Source organism: Pseudoalteromonas sp. SR41-1 (genome assembly GCF_014164015.1).
GTDB classification, from domain to species: domain Bacteria; phylum Pseudomonadota; class Gammaproteobacteria; order Enterobacterales; family Alteromonadaceae; genus Pseudoalteromonas; species Pseudoalteromonas distincta.
This window is the reverse complement of sequence record NZ_JACJEK010000030.1, coordinates 18,807-37,038: the sequence shown is the minus strand read 5'-3', so window position 1 is coordinate 37,038 and position 18,232 is coordinate 18,807. Positions and strand designations below refer to the sequence as shown.

Annotated in this window: 22 protein-coding genes; 15 read left to right on the top strand and 7 right to left on the bottom strand. The window is 38.3% G+C overall.

Translation table 11 applies throughout. The features are described from left to right. From H5118_RS20710 to H5118_RS19355, 11 genes are all read left to right on the top strand, one after another. Positions 1-1,353: HNH endonuclease (locus H5118_RS20710; protein WP_259398008.1), on the top strand; the 1,353-nt coding region annotated here is incomplete at its 5' end. Positions 1,354-1,357: 4 nt separating this feature from the next. Continuing rightward, the gene (locus H5118_RS19405; protein WP_182749793.1) at positions 1,358-1,834 is read left to right on the top strand and encodes an SMI1/KNR4 family protein; all 477 of its coding nucleotides are present in this window, start codon (positions 1,358-1,360) and stop codon (positions 1,832-1,834) included. 67 nt (positions 1,835-1,901) lie between these two features. After that, positions 1,902-2,234 carry a DUF600 domain-containing protein gene (locus H5118_RS19400; protein WP_182749792.1) on the top strand — a complete coding sequence of 111 codons (333 nt, stop codon included), beginning with the start codon at positions 1,902-1,904 and terminating at the stop codon, positions 2,232-2,234. Positions 2,235-2,727: 493 nt separating this feature from the next. Next, complete coding sequence (locus tag H5118_RS20865) at positions 2,728-4,251, top strand: HNH endonuclease (protein WP_310736102.1); 1,524 nt, start codon at positions 2,728-2,730, stop codon at positions 4,249-4,251. Positions 4,252-4,253: 2 nt separating this feature from the next. Then, positions 4,254-4,733 carry an SMI1/KNR4 family protein gene (locus H5118_RS19390; RefSeq protein ID WP_182749790.1) on the top strand — a complete coding sequence of 160 codons (480 nt, stop codon included), beginning with the start codon at positions 4,254-4,256 and terminating at the stop codon, positions 4,731-4,733. Positions 4,734-4,993: 260 nt separating this feature from the next. Continuing rightward, positions 4,994-5,563 (top strand): hypothetical protein, encoded by a 570-nt coding sequence (locus H5118_RS19385; RefSeq protein ID WP_182749788.1) that lies wholly within the window; start codon positions 4,994-4,996, stop codon positions 5,561-5,563. 60 nt (positions 5,564-5,623) lie between these two features. Continuing rightward, on the top strand, positions 5,624-5,968 hold the full coding sequence (locus H5118_RS19380) for an immunity protein YezG family protein (protein WP_182749786.1): 345 nt from the start codon (positions 5,624-5,626) through the stop codon (positions 5,966-5,968). 283 nt (positions 5,969-6,251) lie between these two features. Further along, positions 6,252-6,890, top strand: a complete 639-nt coding sequence (locus H5118_RS20700; protein WP_259398007.1) for a hypothetical protein — start codon at positions 6,252-6,254, stop codon at positions 6,888-6,890. 17 nt (positions 6,891-6,907) lie between these two features. Then, positions 6,908-7,579, top strand: a complete 672-nt coding sequence (locus H5118_RS19365; RefSeq protein ID WP_182693141.1) for an SMI1/KNR4 family protein — start codon at positions 6,908-6,910, stop codon at positions 7,577-7,579. A 24-nt stretch (positions 7,580-7,603) separates the two neighbouring features. Continuing rightward, positions 7,604-7,933: a DUF600 domain-containing protein gene (locus H5118_RS19360; RefSeq protein ID WP_182749784.1), complete on the top strand. Its 330-nt coding sequence runs from the start codon at positions 7,604-7,606 to the stop codon at positions 7,931-7,933. Positions 7,934-8,152: 219 nt separating this feature from the next. Then, on the top strand, positions 8,153-8,497 hold the full coding sequence (locus tag H5118_RS19355) for a PEGA domain-containing protein (RefSeq protein WP_182696509.1): 345 nt from the start codon (positions 8,153-8,155) through the stop codon (positions 8,495-8,497). Between the two features lie 53 nt (positions 8,498-8,550). Here H5118_RS19355 and H5118_RS19350 read toward each other — a convergent pair whose 3' ends face one another. Then, on the bottom strand, positions 8,551-8,943 hold the full coding sequence (locus tag H5118_RS19350) for a DUF1294 domain-containing protein (protein WP_182749782.1): 393 nt from the start codon (positions 8,941-8,943) through the stop codon (positions 8,551-8,553). Between the two features lie 51 nt (positions 8,944-8,994). On the opposite strand from H5118_RS19350, the gene H5118_RS19345 reads away from it, so the two are divergent. Beyond that, the gene (locus H5118_RS19345; RefSeq protein WP_182749780.1) at positions 8,995-9,525 is read left to right on the top strand and encodes a hypothetical protein; all 531 of its coding nucleotides are present in this window, start codon (positions 8,995-8,997) and stop codon (positions 9,523-9,525) included. Between the two features lie 62 nt (positions 9,526-9,587). Here the strand turns inward: H5118_RS19345 and H5118_RS19340 are convergent, their stop codons facing one another. Next, on the bottom strand, positions 9,588-10,130 hold the full coding sequence (locus H5118_RS19340) for a carboxymuconolactone decarboxylase family protein (protein WP_024595406.1): 543 nt from the start codon (positions 10,128-10,130) through the stop codon (positions 9,588-9,590). Between the two features lie 112 nt (positions 10,131-10,242). Between H5118_RS19340 and H5118_RS19335 the strand changes: the two genes are divergently transcribed. Continuing rightward, the gene (locus H5118_RS19335; protein ID WP_004334521.1) at positions 10,243-10,830 is read left to right on the top strand and encodes a TetR/AcrR family transcriptional regulator; all 588 of its coding nucleotides are present in this window, start codon (positions 10,243-10,245) and stop codon (positions 10,828-10,830) included. Between the two features lie 104 nt (positions 10,831-10,934). Here H5118_RS19335 and H5118_RS19330 read toward each other — a convergent pair whose 3' ends face one another. The 5 genes from H5118_RS19330 to H5118_RS19310 form a co-directional block, all read right to left on the bottom strand. Next, a complete protein-coding gene (locus H5118_RS19330; RefSeq protein WP_182749778.1) occupies positions 10,935-13,055 on the bottom strand; it encodes a methyl-accepting chemotaxis protein in 2,121 nt (706 codons plus the stop codon). Between the two features lie 108 nt (positions 13,056-13,163). Then, positions 13,164-14,381 (bottom strand): organoarsenical effux MFS transporter ArsJ, encoded by a 1,218-nt coding sequence (gene arsJ, locus H5118_RS19325; protein ID WP_182749776.1) that lies wholly within the window; start codon positions 14,379-14,381, stop codon positions 13,164-13,166. 24 nt (positions 14,382-14,405) lie between these two features. Next, entirely contained in the window at positions 14,406-15,416 is a 1,011-nt protein-coding gene (locus H5118_RS19320) for an ArsJ-associated glyceraldehyde-3-phosphate dehydrogenase (RefSeq protein WP_182692576.1), read from the bottom strand. Positions 15,417-15,436: 20 nt separating this feature from the next. Continuing rightward, complete coding sequence (locus H5118_RS19315) at positions 15,437-15,793, bottom strand: metalloregulator ArsR/SmtB family transcription factor (protein WP_024595411.1); 357 nt, start codon at positions 15,791-15,793, stop codon at positions 15,437-15,439. A 176-nt stretch (positions 15,794-15,969) separates the two neighbouring features. Further along, complete coding sequence (locus H5118_RS19310) at positions 15,970-16,398, bottom strand: organic hydroperoxide resistance protein (RefSeq protein ID WP_024595412.1); 429 nt, start codon at positions 16,396-16,398, stop codon at positions 15,970-15,972. 123 nt (positions 16,399-16,521) lie between these two features. Between H5118_RS19310 and H5118_RS19305 the strand changes: the two genes are divergently transcribed. Both H5118_RS19305 and H5118_RS19300 read left to right on the top strand, forming a co-directional pair. Further along, positions 16,522-16,956, top strand: a complete 435-nt coding sequence (locus H5118_RS19305; protein ID WP_007377114.1) for a MarR family winged helix-turn-helix transcriptional regulator — start codon at positions 16,522-16,524, stop codon at positions 16,954-16,956. Between the two features lie 65 nt (positions 16,957-17,021). After that, positions 17,022-18,128 (top strand): L-dopachrome tautomerase-related protein, encoded by a 1,107-nt coding sequence (locus tag H5118_RS19300; RefSeq protein ID WP_182749774.1) that lies wholly within the window; start codon positions 17,022-17,024, stop codon positions 18,126-18,128. Positions 18,129-18,232: the final 104 nt, after the last annotated feature.

Genomic DNA, 18,232 nt, shown 5'->3' with positions numbered 1-18,232 from the left:
AGCACAGGCCAGCTAGATGAAGACGGTATAGCGCAATTAACCGATGTACCAAATGGGCAATTTACTGTTCAATATGGGGAAGATACGCGCGAGTATGAACCTCAAGATAACACCACACCAAACCCACTTTATAAAAGAATAACCCCCGCCTCTGCCATACAAATGAGCAGAGCTGGGCAAACAGCAACACTTGATGAAGCAAGCAACATAGCTAGCCAAGCGGGTGATTGGTTATGGGGAGCACTGCAAGGCGACTTTAATAAAGACCCTACAACGGCGCAGATTGTGGTAGGCAGTATTATTTCGATGATACCGGTGATTGACCAAGTCATGGACGTGCGGGATATTTTAGCCAATGTAATGCTGCTGACTGATGACGATAAAGCCAACGACAGTGATGGCTGGATTGCCTTTACGCTCACCGCGATAGGTTTAGTGCCTGTGCTCGGCTCCGCGGTAAAAGGTGTTGGTAAAGTGGTAATTAAAAACAGCGGCGACACAATAGAAGCCGCAATTGCAGTGTTACGCAAGCTAGGCAAAGGCGACCCCGTTCAGTATTTACGTAAAATAAACTGGCAAGACCTAGGTAAACAAGCAGCCAGCGAAGTAAAAGCCTTTATAAAAGGCCTGCGCGATACACTTCACGAAATATCAACAAGTTGGCAATACGACCTACTGCTGCCACAACTAGCCATAGACGGCATGCAAGCCACCATTAAACAGCTTGATGAAATAGCCCCCAAAATAGACCAAGGTGTTAAAGGCGCAGCCAGTGAGATTGGTAATCGCGTAAACAAAGCCCTCGATGAATTCGAGCCGCCGAAAAGCACCGGTATTGTGGGTAAGCCTAAAAAGGCTATTGCGAATGAATTAGATGCGCCTAAAGGGAATGATTTAAAAGGGGCTAAAGGTAATAGGTCTGTTAAGTATGACTTAAACTACCAAACTGAAGCATATGCTAATTTAATAAACTCTAATAAACCTTGGTCGTGGAAGAATTTTCCTGACGGTGATAAATTAACAATAAAGCAAAAGCGTGAAATGAAAGCTAATGCAATTAAACGCGGATTAGTCCCTGAAGTGAAATTAAAAGCAGGTACAAAATACCCTGACTTTGAAAGTGCTGGTTTATTAGAAAAGGTAGAGTTCCTACCAGAAAAGTTGTGGCTTGCTTCTGACTATCAACAATTTAAATGGCTAGATTCAAGAATCCCTGGAGGTAGACCTGATGGTTTCACTTGGCATCACTCAGAAATTAGTGGAAGAATGGAGTTAGTTCCATTTGGCGCACATAATATAATTAATCATCAAGGTGGCCGCTCTGTCGGTCATTGGGCATACGGAAAGCGATAGCATTATGAAAGATTTAAGTTTAGAGAAAAAAGTTTCTGTAACACATGATGAGTTAGATTCATTAGAAAAATTTTTTAATGTTAACTTACCATTTAGCTACAGAGAATTTATTTTAAAATTCAATGGTGCATCACCAGAAGAAGTTATTATAAGAGTTAACTCTGAGGACCGGGTATTGGAAAGATTTCTAATAGTTTCGGAAGATAAAAACCTCGATAGTTCTTTTATGCAATACGAAATTAAAGTCGTAATGGCTCAAATTGAGGAAAGACTTACAGATAACGAAGACTTGGTTGGAGCCGAGACCTTACCTTTTGCTTACCTTTTTGGAGGTGATTTTTTATGTCTAGATTTCAAAGAAGATACAATAAACCCTAAAGTAGTAATATGGGATCATAATGAATCTGAAGAGTTATCACCTGTTTTTTACAAGGCTTTTGATAATTTCCAAGAGTTTCTTAATGCGATGTCTTTCGGCTAACACATATTTACAAACTTTATGCTTGTTCATTCATTTTAAAACTCATTTATAACGCTAAAGAAAGCCAATGCAACCTAATATTAAAAACATCCCGCAACACCTAGGTCAGTACCTTTATCAGCAAATAGATGAGCCGTGGTTTGAAGCTCAGCTTATTTTAGATTGCGAAAACAACAATGTACTTGAGTGCAAAGCTCACTTTATTAAAACAGATGACAAAACACGGCATGCAATTGCTGTATCTGAAAATATAACTGAGTTATTTAAAACATTATTTGACCATGCTATTAAAAACGAAGTTGAGGATTGGCAGCGCGCTATTTTTACTATCACTCGCCAAGGTCAGTTTAATTTAAACTTTGAGCGCGATAATAATGAAGAAGTAATAGCCGCTGTTTAAACACATTAAGTATTAATTTAACCGCTCTTTAACAACACGGATGTTGTAAAGCTAGGCGCTATAAATTAGCGCCTTAGTCTTTCACATAATGGCTGCTTTATATGGTTAACGCCCTCATTTACTTCTCATTCTTTTCTCTTTGTGCAAAAAATATTTTAAATGAATTATTCACAAAGAGGTTTAGAGGCGCTGCGCTTAAAGAGTAAATGCTTAATGTGGCAACTAGCTTGAAAAATTCCGAACTAATGGCTCTACGTTTTTACAAACTAACAATAATATAAACATAACGGGCTCTGGCAATGGCGATTTAATTATTCACAACGCGGGCGGCGAAATAAAGCTCGACAGCCAAGGTAATGTTGATATTACCGCCACTAACGTACTCACACTCGATGGCACATTTATAACCTTTGATGGCCCAGTTGATTACGACATAACCAGCCCAAAAACCGCGCGGGCACCAAGCAATGCAAGCCCTGCCAATATTAGTCAAGTGACTGCGTTTGATTTGGGTGACAATACGTTATCTGCAGGCTCACTCGCTCAGCTTGAACTTGAATACCTTTTTGATGATGGTTCACCCGTTGATGGTATTGACTATATCGTTATCGATAATGAGGGCATTGAACATACCGGCTCACTGGCAAACGGTGTAGCCACCTTGGCTAATTTACCGCAAGGTAAAAGTGATGTTTTGCTGCGCGCAACCACTCAAGCGGATGAACAACAACTCATCCAACTGCGTAACGACTTTAAACAACATCTCACCTCTATGCTTAATGAAATACGCAAACAAGCAGCTATTGGCGATGCTATTTTTGAGCAAGAGGACTTTTTTACCCAATGGATGATTGAAACCGGTGCACGCGCAACGGGCCTGTATCAAGGCGCAAAGTCCCTTGTAACGGGTATCGCTGATTTAATCGTATTGGGGATTGATATAAATATCAGTGTGTATTTTGCCTGCTTTAGAATGATTGATGCTGTTGCCAGTGGTGATAAACACGCGGTTAAGCACGAACTTGAAACAATTTTAGCCTTTAGCCAAAAAACAACCAGTGCATTATCAGATGCCTTTGAATTATTACTCGCCTTAATGGACGATGAAGACACCCGCAATACACTCGCGCGCTTCCCGTATGACTATATTGAAGCCCACTCGTACGTTGATAAACAGCGCATAACTGGTGTAATGGCCTTTGAAATATTATTAGCGATATTAACAGGCGGGGTGGGTGTTGCCGCTTCTGCAGCGAGTAAATCAAAACACCTTGCCAGCGCCAATCGCGCACTGGTTGATATGGCCGATATACTTAAACGCAAACAGCTAGATAAAGCAATATCGCACACAGTATCTCCTGAGCAACCTAAGTTAATTGAGCGCATTGACAAACCCGATGCAGCATTACAAGAGAGTAAAAAACATGCTCACAGCTTTGTAAATGCAAAACCAATTGAGTTAAATACTAAAGGGCAGTTTAGGGATATAAATGGCTTATTAAGGACAAATGCAGGACCAAACGCTCCTGAGTTTAAAAAATGGCTCGAAAATGGGGGAACGGTTCGATACGATGAACTCACTGATACCATCCTTTATGGTAAGCCAAATATGGAAACATCTTCCTTAGGGCAAGTTGATATTGAAATACCCTATATATCAGGTCCACCTGACGGGGGGCGTTATCCTGATTTTAGTAATTACTCCAACGAGAAAGTTAATATTTCGAATATGACGGGTAAATCAGAAACAGATATCACCCCACCAGATGTTGGAGACTTTTCAAAGGCTTGGAATGAGTTAGAGTCAAGATATAGCGAAGAGTACATTATGGAAACTTACAATATTAAAAAGCGTACTAGAGGTATCAGAAGCGGCAATTGGCCAGATAAGTCACCTAGAGGTCTAACATGGCATCATAATGGTGATACCACCTCTATGGAGTTAATTGACCTTGAAATCCATAAAACATTTACACACTCTGGCGGAGCTTCTATATCCCGACAAGTAGGAGGATAATTATGAACTTAGAATTAGAAAATTGTGGTCCTGAAATAAATTTTTTAGATATTGAAAAGTTTGAAGCAAATTTATCAATAAGACTTCCTAACACATACAAAAACTTTCTATATCTCAATAATGGGGGGGAGCCCATACAATGCGCAGTTGATTTTAAAGAGAACATAATAGCTTCTAATGGGGATTATATTGCCTCTTTTTATGAACTTAGCCAAGATGTGACTTACGGACTTGAACCCAATATGAGACATCATGGTGAAAAACTTCCTAAAGGTTTAATTTATATAGCTAACTCTCCCGCTGGTAACTTTTACCTACTATCTACTAGAGAAGATTCTTATGGGCAAGTATTTTATAAAGATCACGAATTTGAAGACAAATCTCCTTTTGATCCAATAAATAATCAATTACCTGAAAGCATCGTAAAAATTGCTGATGATTTCGATGAATTTATTGCAAAGCTTTACGACCCAAATGAATAACTCTTTTTACTAAAATTAACTACTTCAGTATATACCGATCTTTAACAACATGGATGTTGTGAAGTTAGGCGCTAAAAATTAGCGCCTTAACCTTTCACATAATGGCTGCTTTTTACGGTTAACGCCCTCATTTACTACTCATTCTTTTCTCTTTGTGCAAACAATATTTAAGTGAATTATTCACAAAGAGGGCTAGAGGCGCTGCGCTTAAAGAGTAAAAGTACCATTAGGTGTCTAACATACGATGGGAACCCAAACTTATGGATAATTTAATTAAAAATTGGAAATGTTTTTGTCAAGGTACACAACAATTTGATAAATCCCATTTCACTTACTTATTTCATGAAGAGGGAATAATTAATAACGTTAATCAGATAACACAATTTATTCCTGAACAAGAGAGGCTTACTCAGGTAGTAAAGGACGTTTTGTCACTTAAAGAAGTCAAAGATAAAGTTAATATTACTGATGAAGAAATCATATTTCATGCCAAAAACTTTATATTAGAACAAGTTAATTTATTAGAAAATCTGGATGATGAACTCCGAAGAGCAACAGATAGTTTTGAAGTTAAATTTGCAACGCCTGCTGAATTCGAGTCTCACATAGATGACGATATTCCTCATTATTGGCTTTTTGATGAGTTTGGAGATTTAATTAGAGACTCAAAGAAAAACGATGATGAAGTAACATTTGCGTTTTTTGAAGCCTTATATGGAATTGACAATGACTATTATTTAAGTTGGTACATTGCTGCACCTTTACTTGAAATTAAAATAAATTTAAGTAGCTATTATGAACTGTGGAAAAATAACTGCCAGATTTATTGATAAAAGATAAATTGTTAATATTAAAGAATACATAAATTAATTACATGCTAAGGACAGCACATGCAACCCGATATTAAAAGCATCCCGCAACACCTAGGTCGGTACCTTTATCAGCAAATAGATGAGCCGTGGTTTGAAGCTCAGCTTATTTTAGATTGCGAAAACAACAATGTACTTGAGTGCAAAGCTCACTTTATTAAAACAGATGACAAAACACGGCATGCAATTGCTGTATCTGAAAATATAACTGAGTTATTTAAAACATTATTTGACCATGCTATTAAAAACGAAGTTGAGGATTGGCAGCGCGCTATTTTTACTATCACTCGTCAAGGCCAATTTAACTTAAACTTTGAGCGCGATAATAATAATGAAGAAGTAATCGCCGCTGTTCCAACACGTTAAGTATTAATTTAACCCGTTTTTTAACAACATGGATGCTGGCTAGACGCTACAGCCTTAAAAGATTAGCGCCCTAGCCTTTGGCTGTATTTCAAATTGGGTCCCTCATTTACTTCTCATTATTTTCTCTTTGTGCAAACAATATTTTAAGTGAATTATTCACAAAGAGGGCTAGAGGCGCTGCGCTTAAAGAGTAAAAGTACTATTAAATAGTCAGTTTACTATTCATGAAATATCAACAAGTTGGCAATACGACCTACTGCTGCCACAACTAGCCATAGACGGCATGCAATCCACCATTAAACAACTTGATGAAGTTACCCCCAAAATAGACCAAGGCGTTAAAGGCGCAGCCAGTGAGATTGGCAATCGCGTAAACAAAGCCCTCGATGAATTCGAGCCGCCGAAAAGCACCGGTATTGTGGGTAAACCTAAAAAGAGTGTTGCGAATGAATTAGATGCGCCGAAAGGAAATGATTTGAAGGGGGCTAGGAATAATAACAAGGATAGGCGAGTAGCTCCTGAATTATATGCCAAGCTAAGGAGGTCTACACCATCTCCTGAGATCAGAAATCAAGTAAATAAGAACAAAAAGCCACCTTATCCAGATGAAGCGTTGCCAGGGCTAATTGTCATAGGGCGCTTAGAAGCCGATCACGTTGTTCCAATGGACAAAATAACTAGAATGGATGGCTTTGAAAGGCTAACATTAGAACAACAAAAGCAAGTACTCAACGACCCCATTAACTTCATAGGTCTAAGTAAAACGGCTAACACTTCTAAAGGTTCAAAAAGCTTTTCACAGTGGACTGAGTATAAAAAAGGAGGTATCAAAGTATCCCCAGAATTCAGAGAAAGAATGATGAAACTTGAGACGCAATTAGAATTAGACATTCAAAGTAAGATAAAAACTTTAGTAAAATAAATTTAAGGTAATTTTTAATGGACAATGAATTAAAAAAATTTTTAGGCGAATATTTTGACAAACCTGAAGTTATTGACACTAAAATTTTATCCGCCGATATAACGGCAGTAATACCTGAGGTATGGGCTGAAATATTTAAAGAAAACGACTCGAAAATTGAACGAACTATTAATTTATTTAGCAAATTCCGTAACGATTTAGAGCTTACCTATGAATACCTAGCAGAGCAACTTGAAACTATTAATTTAGCATATTACTTTGAAGAGTATCATTTAGTTTTTGGTATTCGCTCTTTGTCAGGAAATCAAATTCTATATTATCAATCTAAAAATCCAAAAAATATAGAATTAACAGAGTGCTTCTCTCAACTTCCGAATGATTTAAAAGATTTTTACACACACTTTAATGGCTTTAATTACCTAGTCTCAAACTCAATGGGGCTTTTACCAATTGATGAGCAAGAATTATTGGATGAGTATGACTGGGAAGTATTAGAAGAGCACGATGTGGATATAGACTTAAACAAGTTCAAAAGCATTTTTACTAATGGCGCTGGAGGTTACATCTGTTTTAATCGTATTAAAGGCCTTGAAGAATCCTTAATTTGGTGGGCTGATGAACTACCAACTATGAACATAGATCTGTGGGCAACAGTTGATACTTGGATAACAATTGGTTTTGAAGACTAATCAATAACACGCTAAGGAAAGCAGATGCAACCCGACATTAAAAACATCCCACATCACCTAGGTCAGTACCTTTATCAGCAAATAGATGAGCCGTGGTTTGAAGCTCAGCTTATTTTAGATTGCGATAATAATGTGATTGAGTGCAAAGCCCACTTTATAAAAGCAGACGACGAAACACAGCATGCAATCATAGTATCTGAAAATATAACTGAGTTATTTAAAACATTATTTGACCATGCTATTAAAAACGAAGTTGAGGATTGGCAGCGCGCTATTTTTACTATCACTCGTCAAGGTCAGTTCAACTTAAACTTTGAACGCGATAATAGCGATGAAGCCACTTTATTACTTTAAATGAGCAGCATAAGCATAGCGTTAAATTTATTTAAAACTTTATAAATTAATAACAATAATTGAACCTGAGCTGGATACATATTAAACTGTACGCCAATTTGTTTTTTAAACAAACGAAAGTCAAGGAAGACGAGTTAGGTACCCCAACTTATTAATACTCCTCCATGATATTTCGTGACATTTAACATTTATTATTTAAAATAATTTTACGGAGTACCTATGAAAAAATTAAGCGCACTTTTGGGTTTACTGTTATTAAGCGGTTGTTCTACACCTCCTCCTGCTCAAGAAACTGAGCAAGTAGTTGTAGAACCTATTGCAGAGATTAACGAAGTAGCCGCACCAATTTCATTAACAGTTATTACTAACCCAGCTGATGCTCGCGTTCGTATTATGAATATCAACCCTGTTTACAAAGCTGGTATAGAGCTTAAAGAAGGTAAATACGATATTGAAGTAAGCAAAGCAGGATACCTTACTTACAGAAAATGGGTTTCAGTTGATAAAAAAACAATCCTAACTGTTGAACTCGATACAATGGAAGCAAGCCAGTCGGCTCAGTAAACTTCTCAGTACGTTTTAGTATATGCCTTAGTCTGATTAATTTAATAACTGGCCTAAGGCATATTAAATCCTTCATAAAGCCACAAATATCCTACTGCGAAATAACTACCAACATTTATTAAAATACATAACCACAACACCACTATAAAACGTCGCTTTTGTGATTTATGACGAAGTAATTGTTGAGCAAGTAATGCCCCCGGCCATCCTCCAAATAATGCAAGTAGTTGCAGTGTGCGCTCTGGCGTGCGGTTTACTTTTTTATGTGAAGAGCGCTTAGCTTGTCGCTTATCCCACGCGTACATTAAAAAAGTGATAGCACTTAATACACTTATATAACCAGGTACATATATAGGTATATAAACAGGTAAGTATTGCAGTAGGTAAGCCTGCCAAATGGCGGCTAAATAAAGTAATGAGAATGTGATTAATATTTTCTTTATCAATTAATTATCGCCTATACTTGGCATTGGTATTACAAAAACAAGAGCCAAATTATGACATATTTTAAAGCGATATTCTTAGTCTTATGCTTATTAACATTTAGTAGCTATGCATCCGATACATCCACCAACCTTGATAAAGAACTTGCCGTATTTAAGCCCTATTTAGGAACTTGGCAGGCTGACTTTAAAGTACCTGAAGGTGCTAAAAAAATACAAGATGTTGGCCGTTGGGAGCGTGCTTTAAACGGTAAAGCGATACATACCAAGCACTCTATTAATGAAGGTGAGTATGGCGGCGAGTCGATGATTTTTTACGACAGTAAAAAAGAGTCTTTGGTATTTTACTATTTCACAACAGCAGGGTTTTATACAAAAGGGACTATGAAAGTCCTCAGCCCCACTCAATTTGTAGCTTATGAAGATGTAACTGGTAGCCAAGATGGTATTACAAAGGTTAAATCGATGAGTGAACTAAAGGACGATAAATTTCTTGTATCGACCTCTTACCTTAAAAAGGGTGAGTGGACAAAGCCCGAACAACGTATTTATACACGCAGTATAAAAACGGTTAAATTTAAATAGCTGTGATTTATAAACACAAAAAAGGCAGCCTAGGCTGCCTTTTGTCATTTATAAAACCGTATTTATTTTACGTATTTTTTAAATGCAGCGTCTACTGGTGTATCAGCAAGGTGATTAGTGTAGTTGCTCATTACTTTTTGAGACAAGCCTACAATAATTTCAAGTAGTTGCTGCTTAGCGTAACCTGCGGCAAAGAATTTTTCGATTTGCTCATCGCTGATCACGCCACGTTCACGTGTCATTGCGAGTGTAGTTTCACGAAGAGTTTCTAGCTTAGGGTTTTCAAGTGGTGTTTTGTTAACAAGTGCGTCAACAATACCTTGATCAACCTTCATTGCCGCTGCAATACCACTGTGAGCAGGAACACAGTAATGGCAGTCGTGCTCTACGTTAATTGATTGCCATACTACTGTTAGCTCTTCTGCGTTGAATGATGTTTTTTGAAACAACTCATGCAGTACTTGGTAACCTTTAAGTAATGTTGGTGCTTCAGCCATTACTGCATGTAAGTTAGGAAGCATACCAAATGCTGCTACTGAATCAGCTAGTAACGGTTTTGCTTCTTCTGGTGCGTTTTCTTGAGTGTATAAAGTAAATTCGGCCATGGTTAGCTCCTAATAATTAATAGTTTTAAGTAACTTCGAGACACATAGTATTTGATTTTGAGCGACTGTTCAAGTTAAAATTGAGCAAATGTTCAAATTGATTGAGAATGATATGGCTAATAAGGTTAAATTTGAACGCGAGAATGTAGTTCGCGTTGCTAGTCAGCTATTTTGGCAAAAAGGTTTTCATGCAACCTCAACGCGTGACTTACAAGAAGCCGTTAATATGCGCCCAGGTAGTATTTACTCTGCGTTTGGCTCTAAAGAAGGCCTATACTGCGAATCGCTGAAAGATTACACCGTACAAATGAAAACCCAAATAGAAGGGTTTTTATCAAGTGCCGATACAGTACTTGGTGGATTACGTGCGTTTGTTGAAAACGTGGTAATTAAAACAAAAGATTGCAGCCCAAGCGCTATTTGTATGCTAGTTAAAGCAAACAGCGAGTTTGCAGAAAAAGATTCAAACCTGTATGAGCTAAGCTTAGATTTAACGGCTCAATTTGAAGCTTATTTAACGCAATTATTTAACCAAGCAATAAACAAAGGTGAGTTAAGTAACACGTTGACCGCTGTTGAATATGCGCGCTTTTTTCAAGTGCAATTTACAGGTTTACGCGGTTATTTTAATCGTCCTAATGTAGAGCAATTTGCTGAGCCAATGATCAACCAAATGTTTATGTTGATTAAAAAGTTATAAATAGCAGTTATCGAGCATTCTCAACAAGTTACATTTATTCTACTAAATAAAAATGGCCAGTATTAACTGGCCATTTTTTTTGTACTTAAAACTTAATTTGTAAGTTACGTTTTAAGCTTATTAAGTTCATTATCTTGCTGGGCAACGAGTGCATTAAGCGCTTCGCTGCTATCCCCTGCTTGTGTAGATAAGTCAGCAAGTTGCGAGGCGGCATCAGATATAAGCGTTAAATTACGGTTAATTTCTTCGGTCACTAAGCTTTGTTCTTCAGCCGCGGTTGCAATATGTGTAATTTGATTGGTTATTTCATCAACTTTAACAACAACACTGTGCAGAGCATCAAAAGCTACTGATGTTTCATCAACAGCATTTTGCGCACGTACTACGCCTTTTTCAATAACGGTAGACGCATTACCTACTTCAGATAATAAACTATCAATTAGCTGGCTTATGTCGTCTGTTGATGAACGCGTTTTAGAAGCAAGTGCACGTACTTCATCGGCAACAACGGCAAAGCCTCGGCCATGTTCACCAGCGCGCGCAGCTTCAATAGCTGCATTAAGAGCAAGTAAGTTTGTTTGTTCTGAAATAGTACGAATTACATCTAATATTTGCGTAATGTCTTTACTGCGCGAAGCTACTTTTTCAACGGCTTGATTAGCTTCTTTAATTTCTTCAGACATTGTTTTAACTTGTGTCATTGCTGACGATAAACTCGATTCACTGCTTACTACCAAGCTGTTTATTTCATCGGCTTGTTGGGCTGATTGCTCTGATGCTCTGGCGACTTCGAGTGCTGTTGCGCTCATTTCGTTCATAGCCGTTACCACACTTTCAATTTCTTGAAATTGAGATTGAACATTATGCTTAGTATCAATAGCTATATGCTGCGCTATTTCACCTTGTTGCTTGGTTTGATCAGACACATCTTTAAGTTCTGTAATTAAAATACGTAACTTAGATAAAAAGGCATTAAAGCCACCAGCTAAAGCAATGAGCTCTGCATGAGTTTCAACATGAAGTGTATGCGTTAAATCGCCTTCAGAACTTGCTAAGTTATCTACACGCTGTTGAATTTGTTGTAGCGGCGCTATTACACCTGCTATTACTAATTTCATAATAACAAAAGCAACCACAGCAATTACTAAGCCTGTTATTAAAATAATAAATCTGAGTGATGTTGCTGTTTCTTGCATGTTTTTTTCTAGCGCTTCAGGCCCTGCAAGTGCTAGTTCTGTAGGTACTTCTATGATTAATGACCACTGAGTGTTAGCTAGTTTTATATTAATTGGGTAGTTAACTAAATACTCGCGAGGCGTTTTAAAGAGACCATGTTGGCCTTTAAATTTAACCAGCTCACTGTAAGTGTTGCTACTAACCGCTTCTTTAAATGGGCGGCCTAATTTAGATTTATAGTGACTGCTGCCTACAATTAAACCTATATCACTTAAAAGTGTTACTTTTGCTTGGCCGTTGTAAAGCTCGCTCGACAGCTTTTCGGTTAAGCCCTGAAAAGTTGGGAGCGTTAAATCAACGCCAGCTAAACCAATAAACTGACCTGACTTTAAAATAGGCACAGTTAACGAAGTTAGCATTACTGAGTCGCCCGATGGGATTTCGTATAAATACGGTTCCATAATACAAGGCTTAAGCGTGTCTTTTGCACACAAATACCAATGCGCTTCACGAATACCAAATTCATTTAAAGAGGTAATATATTTATCGGCAGCATTAGCTACTTTTTGCTGTTCAATGACGCCGTTTTGGTCGCGAGTTATATACACCTCTAAGGTGCCATTACCATTAACCGAATGTTTGTAACCTTGTTTAAAGCTCGAATCTTGCCCATCAAAAGCATTAGGCTCAAATTGCGAATATATAGAAGAAAGCAGAGTATTTTGCTCTAACATCGAGCGGTTAATACTTACTACCGTATCGCGGCTCAGGGTTTCGCTTTTGGCTGCGTCACCTAATAAAGCCGCTAATGAATAGGGAATGCGGTAAGCTTCATTAATAAAGCCTGCAATTTTTTCTCCGTATCCAGCTGCATGAGCATTAAGCTTTTCTTCTACTTCTACAGTAATGTACTCTTCAGATTTAGTCGCTAACTGCTTATTACTTGATGATAACTGCCACCACAAAATGCCTGATAGCACTAGTACAGTTATAAATATACTACCAACACTAAGCCAGAGTAACTTTTTTGCTAACGATATTTCTCGCATTCATCACACCCTTTAAATTAAAACTACTGATACAGTTTAGTAGATCTAACCAACGAAGCTATGAATATCGTTAAACAAATTGAATTTAATACAATACGTTGGGGTTTTTTAAAGTTTAGCTAACCGTGCTGTTGTAATTGCGGCTAAAACTAATAAACACACACTTACCCATAAACACGCACTAAGCCCATATACTTGAAAAACCCAACCAGAAAGCACCGTACCAAACAAACGCCCTATCGCATTGGCCATATAATAAAAGCCAACGTCGAGTGACACTCCATCGTTTTTAGCAAAACTTACTATTAAGTAACTGTGCAGCGATGAATTTACAGCAAATACACCACCAAAAATAAGTAAGCCAATTACAAGCGTAAAATGTACCGCTATATCCAATTGCATCAACAACGCCAAAATGCCAGTTACGCCACTTAATAAAGCAACCCACCAGTATGCTTTTTTGACTGAGTGTGAATTTGAATCACCTTGCCCAGTTATTCGCGGTGCTTGCGATTGCACCAATCCATAAGCAATTACCCACGAAGCCATAAAGCCGCTGACCCACCAGTGATCCCAGTTAAACTGAGCGGCTAAGTAAACAGGTAGTGCAACTACAAACCATACATCGCGCGCTGCAAACAAGCATAAACGCGCTGCACTAAGTAAGTTAATTGCCCGCGATTTAGAAAATAATTCTTTAAACTTAGGTTTGTTTTTAGCTTTACCAATATCGCCTTTTAAAAAAATTAAACTAATAACCCACGCAACACTAAGTAATGCAATTAGGCTTATTAATGCGCCCACAAAACCAAATACAGTTAGTAATAAGCCGCCTAAAAAAAAGCCCACCCCTTTTAAAGCATTTTTAGAGCCGGTAAGTATGGCAATCCATTTATATAATTGGCTTTGCCCTGCATCGTCTTGTGGTACTAAATACTTAATGGCACTCTTTGCACTCATTTTATTTAAGTCTTTTGCTATGCCACTCAGTGCTTGCGCTGCCATAACATAGGCAACGGTTAGCCAATCCCCTGGCACGCAAAGCATGGCTAAAGCTACAAGTTGTAGCCCAAGCCCTACATTCATGGTTTTGTTCAACCCTAAATGCGCGCCAAGCCAACCACCTACTAAATTGGTGAACACCCCAAATATTTCATAAAACAAAAACAACATGGCTATCGCAAATGCACCATAACCTAACTGATGAAAATACAGCACCACCAACATGCGTAGCGCACCATCAGTTAAAGTAAATGCCCAATAGTTACTAGTAATTATTAAATATTGTTTTATAGAGCTCGGTAAGTTAGCCAACTGCGCAAACATAGCGTTAAACCTTTTTAAACGAGATTAAACCAAATCACTTTGTGCAACTTTAAGCATTAGCTCAGCAGTACGGTTTGCATAACCCCACTCGTTATCGTACCAAGCGTATAGTTTAAGTTGAGTGTTGTTAATTACCATGGTTGAAAGCGCATCAATAGTGCAGCTGCGCGGATCTGTTTTGTAATCTATAGATACAAGCGGCTTTTCTTCGTAGCCTAAAATACCTTGTAGCTCGTTATTTGCAGCGTCTTTAAACCACGTGTTTACTTCGTCTTGTGTAACACCTCGCTCGAGCTCAAAAACACAATCAGTAATTGATGCGTTAGTAAGAGGTACGCGCACGGCATGGCCGTTTAATTTACCTTTAAGCTCAGGAAAAATATGCGTAATAGCCGTTGCACTACCGGTTGTAGTAGGAATTAAACTTGTACCGCATGAACGCGCACGTCGTAAATCTTTATGAGGGGCATCAATAATCGTTTGAGTATTAGTAATGTCGTGAATAGTAGTCATTGAGCCGTGTTTAATGCCCACTTTTTCTTGCAGTACTTTTACTATTGGCGCTAAACAGTTAGTAGTACAAGAGGCGGCTGTAACAATGTTATGCTCACTTGGGTTATAAAGATCATCGTTTACACCCATTACTACATTTAAAATACCGTCTTCTTTTACAGGTGCGGTTACCACAACACGCTTAACACCTTGCGCTAAATATTGATTTAACAGCTCTGTGGTTTTCATTTTACCGCTGGCTTCTATTACTACATCGCAATCAGACCAATCAGTTTCGTTTATGGCTTTGTTGTTAGTAACTGCAATCGTATGCTTACCCACACTAAAGCTATTATCATCACTAGAAACCTGTTGTGCTAAGCGCCCGTGTACTGAGTCAAACTCAATTAAATGTGCGTGGGTTTTAGCATCGCCCGCTACATCATTTACTTTAATAAACTCTATTTCTGGCCAATCAACTGCTGCACGCAGAGTTAAACGTCCCATACGGCCAAAACCGTTAATACCTACTTTAATAGTCATAATTAAATACCTTTAATAAGTTAGTTACAGCAGCTAGTAATACGTTCAGGGCGATTACCCATAACATTTAAGCGCGTTAAATCGTTTTCATAAAATGAAGGGTTAGCAGTAAGCGTTTGCGTTAATACATTTTTAGCCCACTCTGGTAGGGCTTTATTAATACTGTAATAAACCCATTGATTTTGTTTACGGTCGCTCAACAATCCGCATTGTCTTAACTGCGCTAAATGGCGAGACACTTTAGGCTGGCTTAGCTCAAGTGCAGTAACCAGTTCGCATACACATAGCTCTTCTTGATGGCTAATGAGCAGCATTGCTTTTAAACGCGTATCGTCCGCTAGGCATTTATAAAATTGAAGTGGGTTGAATTGTTCCATATTGTCCTCGCAGTTTTATTGCACATACAATAAAACAAAAACAGAATATATGGAATAGTGAATATATGATTTTTTGTATGTTTATTTAACGACTCATTTTTATTAAACTCCACGCACAAAAAAGCCCAGTGGCAAAACCACTGGGCTATTACAGTATTAGTTAACTTAGCAATTAATTAAATAACTGAAAGCTCTACTTCAATATTGCCACGTGTTGCGTTTGAATATGGACATACTTGGTGCGCTTTATCTACAAGCTCCTGCGCTGCAGCTTTATCCATATCACCTAGTGATACAGCAAGTTTTACTGCAATACCAAAACCGCCTTCAATCGCGCCAATAGATACTTGTGAGTCAATATGTGTGTCGCTTGGTAAATCTATTTTTTCGCTACCTGCTACAAATTTTAGTGCGCCAATAAAACACGCGGCATAACCTGCGGCAAATAATTGCTCAGGGTTAGTACCTTGTCCGTCGTCTCCGCCTAAACCTTTAGGTGTTGATAAATTTACATCTAAACGACCATCATCAGATTTAGCTACGCCTTCGCGGCCGCCAGTTGCAGTTGCTTTTGCTGTGTAAGCTACGTTTTGTAATACATTCATAATGAACTCCAAAGTTTAGTAATTAATTTAGTTTGTGTGCAAAATAATAGAACAAGTAATTAGAGATTGCAAATACTTTGCATGCAAATTAAAATACCATGTATCGAAATAAAGGATAACGTTATGCCGTTTGAGCAATTAAAGTTAAAGAATCAGTTATGTCATCGGTTATATATGGCATCTAACAGCATTGCGCGTGCGTATCGCGAGCCTTTAAACGAGCTAAATTTAACTTACCCGCAATACGTAGTAATGATGGCGCTGTGGGAGCAAGACGAAATAACAATTGCAGAGCTAGTAGATAAAACCGCGATAGATGGTGGTGCAATGACTCAAATACTCAAAAAAATGAGCGACAAATCATTACTGGCTGTTATTAAAGATGAGCACGACAAACGCAAACGCCTAGTTCAGCTAACCCAGCATGGCCAATCACTTAAGTTAAAAGCAGCCGATATTCCTAAAAATATTTTATGTAAATTTGATAGTGTAGATGCAACACAAGCGAAACAGTTGATGCAGCTGCTCGATTTAGTAGTAAACGACTTAGCCGATTAGGCTCTTAATTTTTAAACAATAAACGTGTTTTAAAAGGTTTTAAAAGGTTTTAAAAGGTTTTAAAAATGACTCATATTAAAAAATTACTATTAGCAGCGGCATGTAGCACGGCTCTTTTAGGTAGCAACGCCGTATCTGCTAATACCGATAATCAAAATGCTGATTTAAAAACAGTAGCCACATTTGATGCGCAGCACCCTCCGGGCAACATTGCTATTACCCCATCGGGCAGAAAGTTTTTATCTGTGCATGGCTTTTTTGGCCAAAAGCAAAAAATTATGGAGCTTTTAAGCGATGGTACAACTAAGCCCTATCCTAATGAAGAGTGGGCATACGCGTACAATAACGGTAAAGGTTTTTACGACGTACTTGGCATAAACGTATCAAGCGATGGTGTATTATGGATGCTCGACACTTCAGGGCCCGATCATGCTGGGCGCTTAGTAGGCTGGGATACAAACAAAGAGCAACTACATAAAATTATTTATCTGGCTAAACCGACCATTACCGACACCTCGTTTTTAAACGATTTAGTCATCGATAATAAACATGGCGTTGTATACATTGCCGATACAGCCCAAGGCAGCCAAGCCGCTATTATTACGGTTAACCTTAAAACAGGTGTCGCACGCAGAGTGTTACAAAATAGCCATTACACCACAGCCGAAAATATCGATATGGTTATTGATGGGCGTACAATGAGCCTTGGCGGCCAACCTGCCCGCTTAGGTGTTAACCCTATTACGCTTGACCCTAACGAAGACTGGCTTTACTTTGGATCTATGTCGGGCACGTCGGTTTACCGCATTGCCACCAGCGATATAAATAACGAGAGCCTTTCGGCTAAAGCGCTTGAAGACAAAGTTACGCGTTACGGCACTAAGCCAATTTCAGACGGTATTATTGTTGATGGCGGCGGTAACGTATATGTAACCGACATAACCAATGGCGCAATTGGCGTAGTTAAACCCACTGGCGACTACGAAGTATTATTTAAAGACGAACGTTTGAGCTGGCCTGATGGCTTTAGTTACGGAGCCGATCATAAAATATACTTTACCGTTGACGATTTACATAATTCTCCGGTGCTTAATAATGGCAAAAATCAAAGCCACGGCAAGTTTAAAGTAATGTCGTTCGAGCCTTTAGTAAAAGGAAAAGTAGGCCGTTAATTTACTTTTTAAGTGACTACATTTTTAAAAAGCCTTGCACATTTAAGTGACCCAATAGTTGCAGGGCTTTTTGCTAAAAACACACCACACTGGTGCATCTTTTA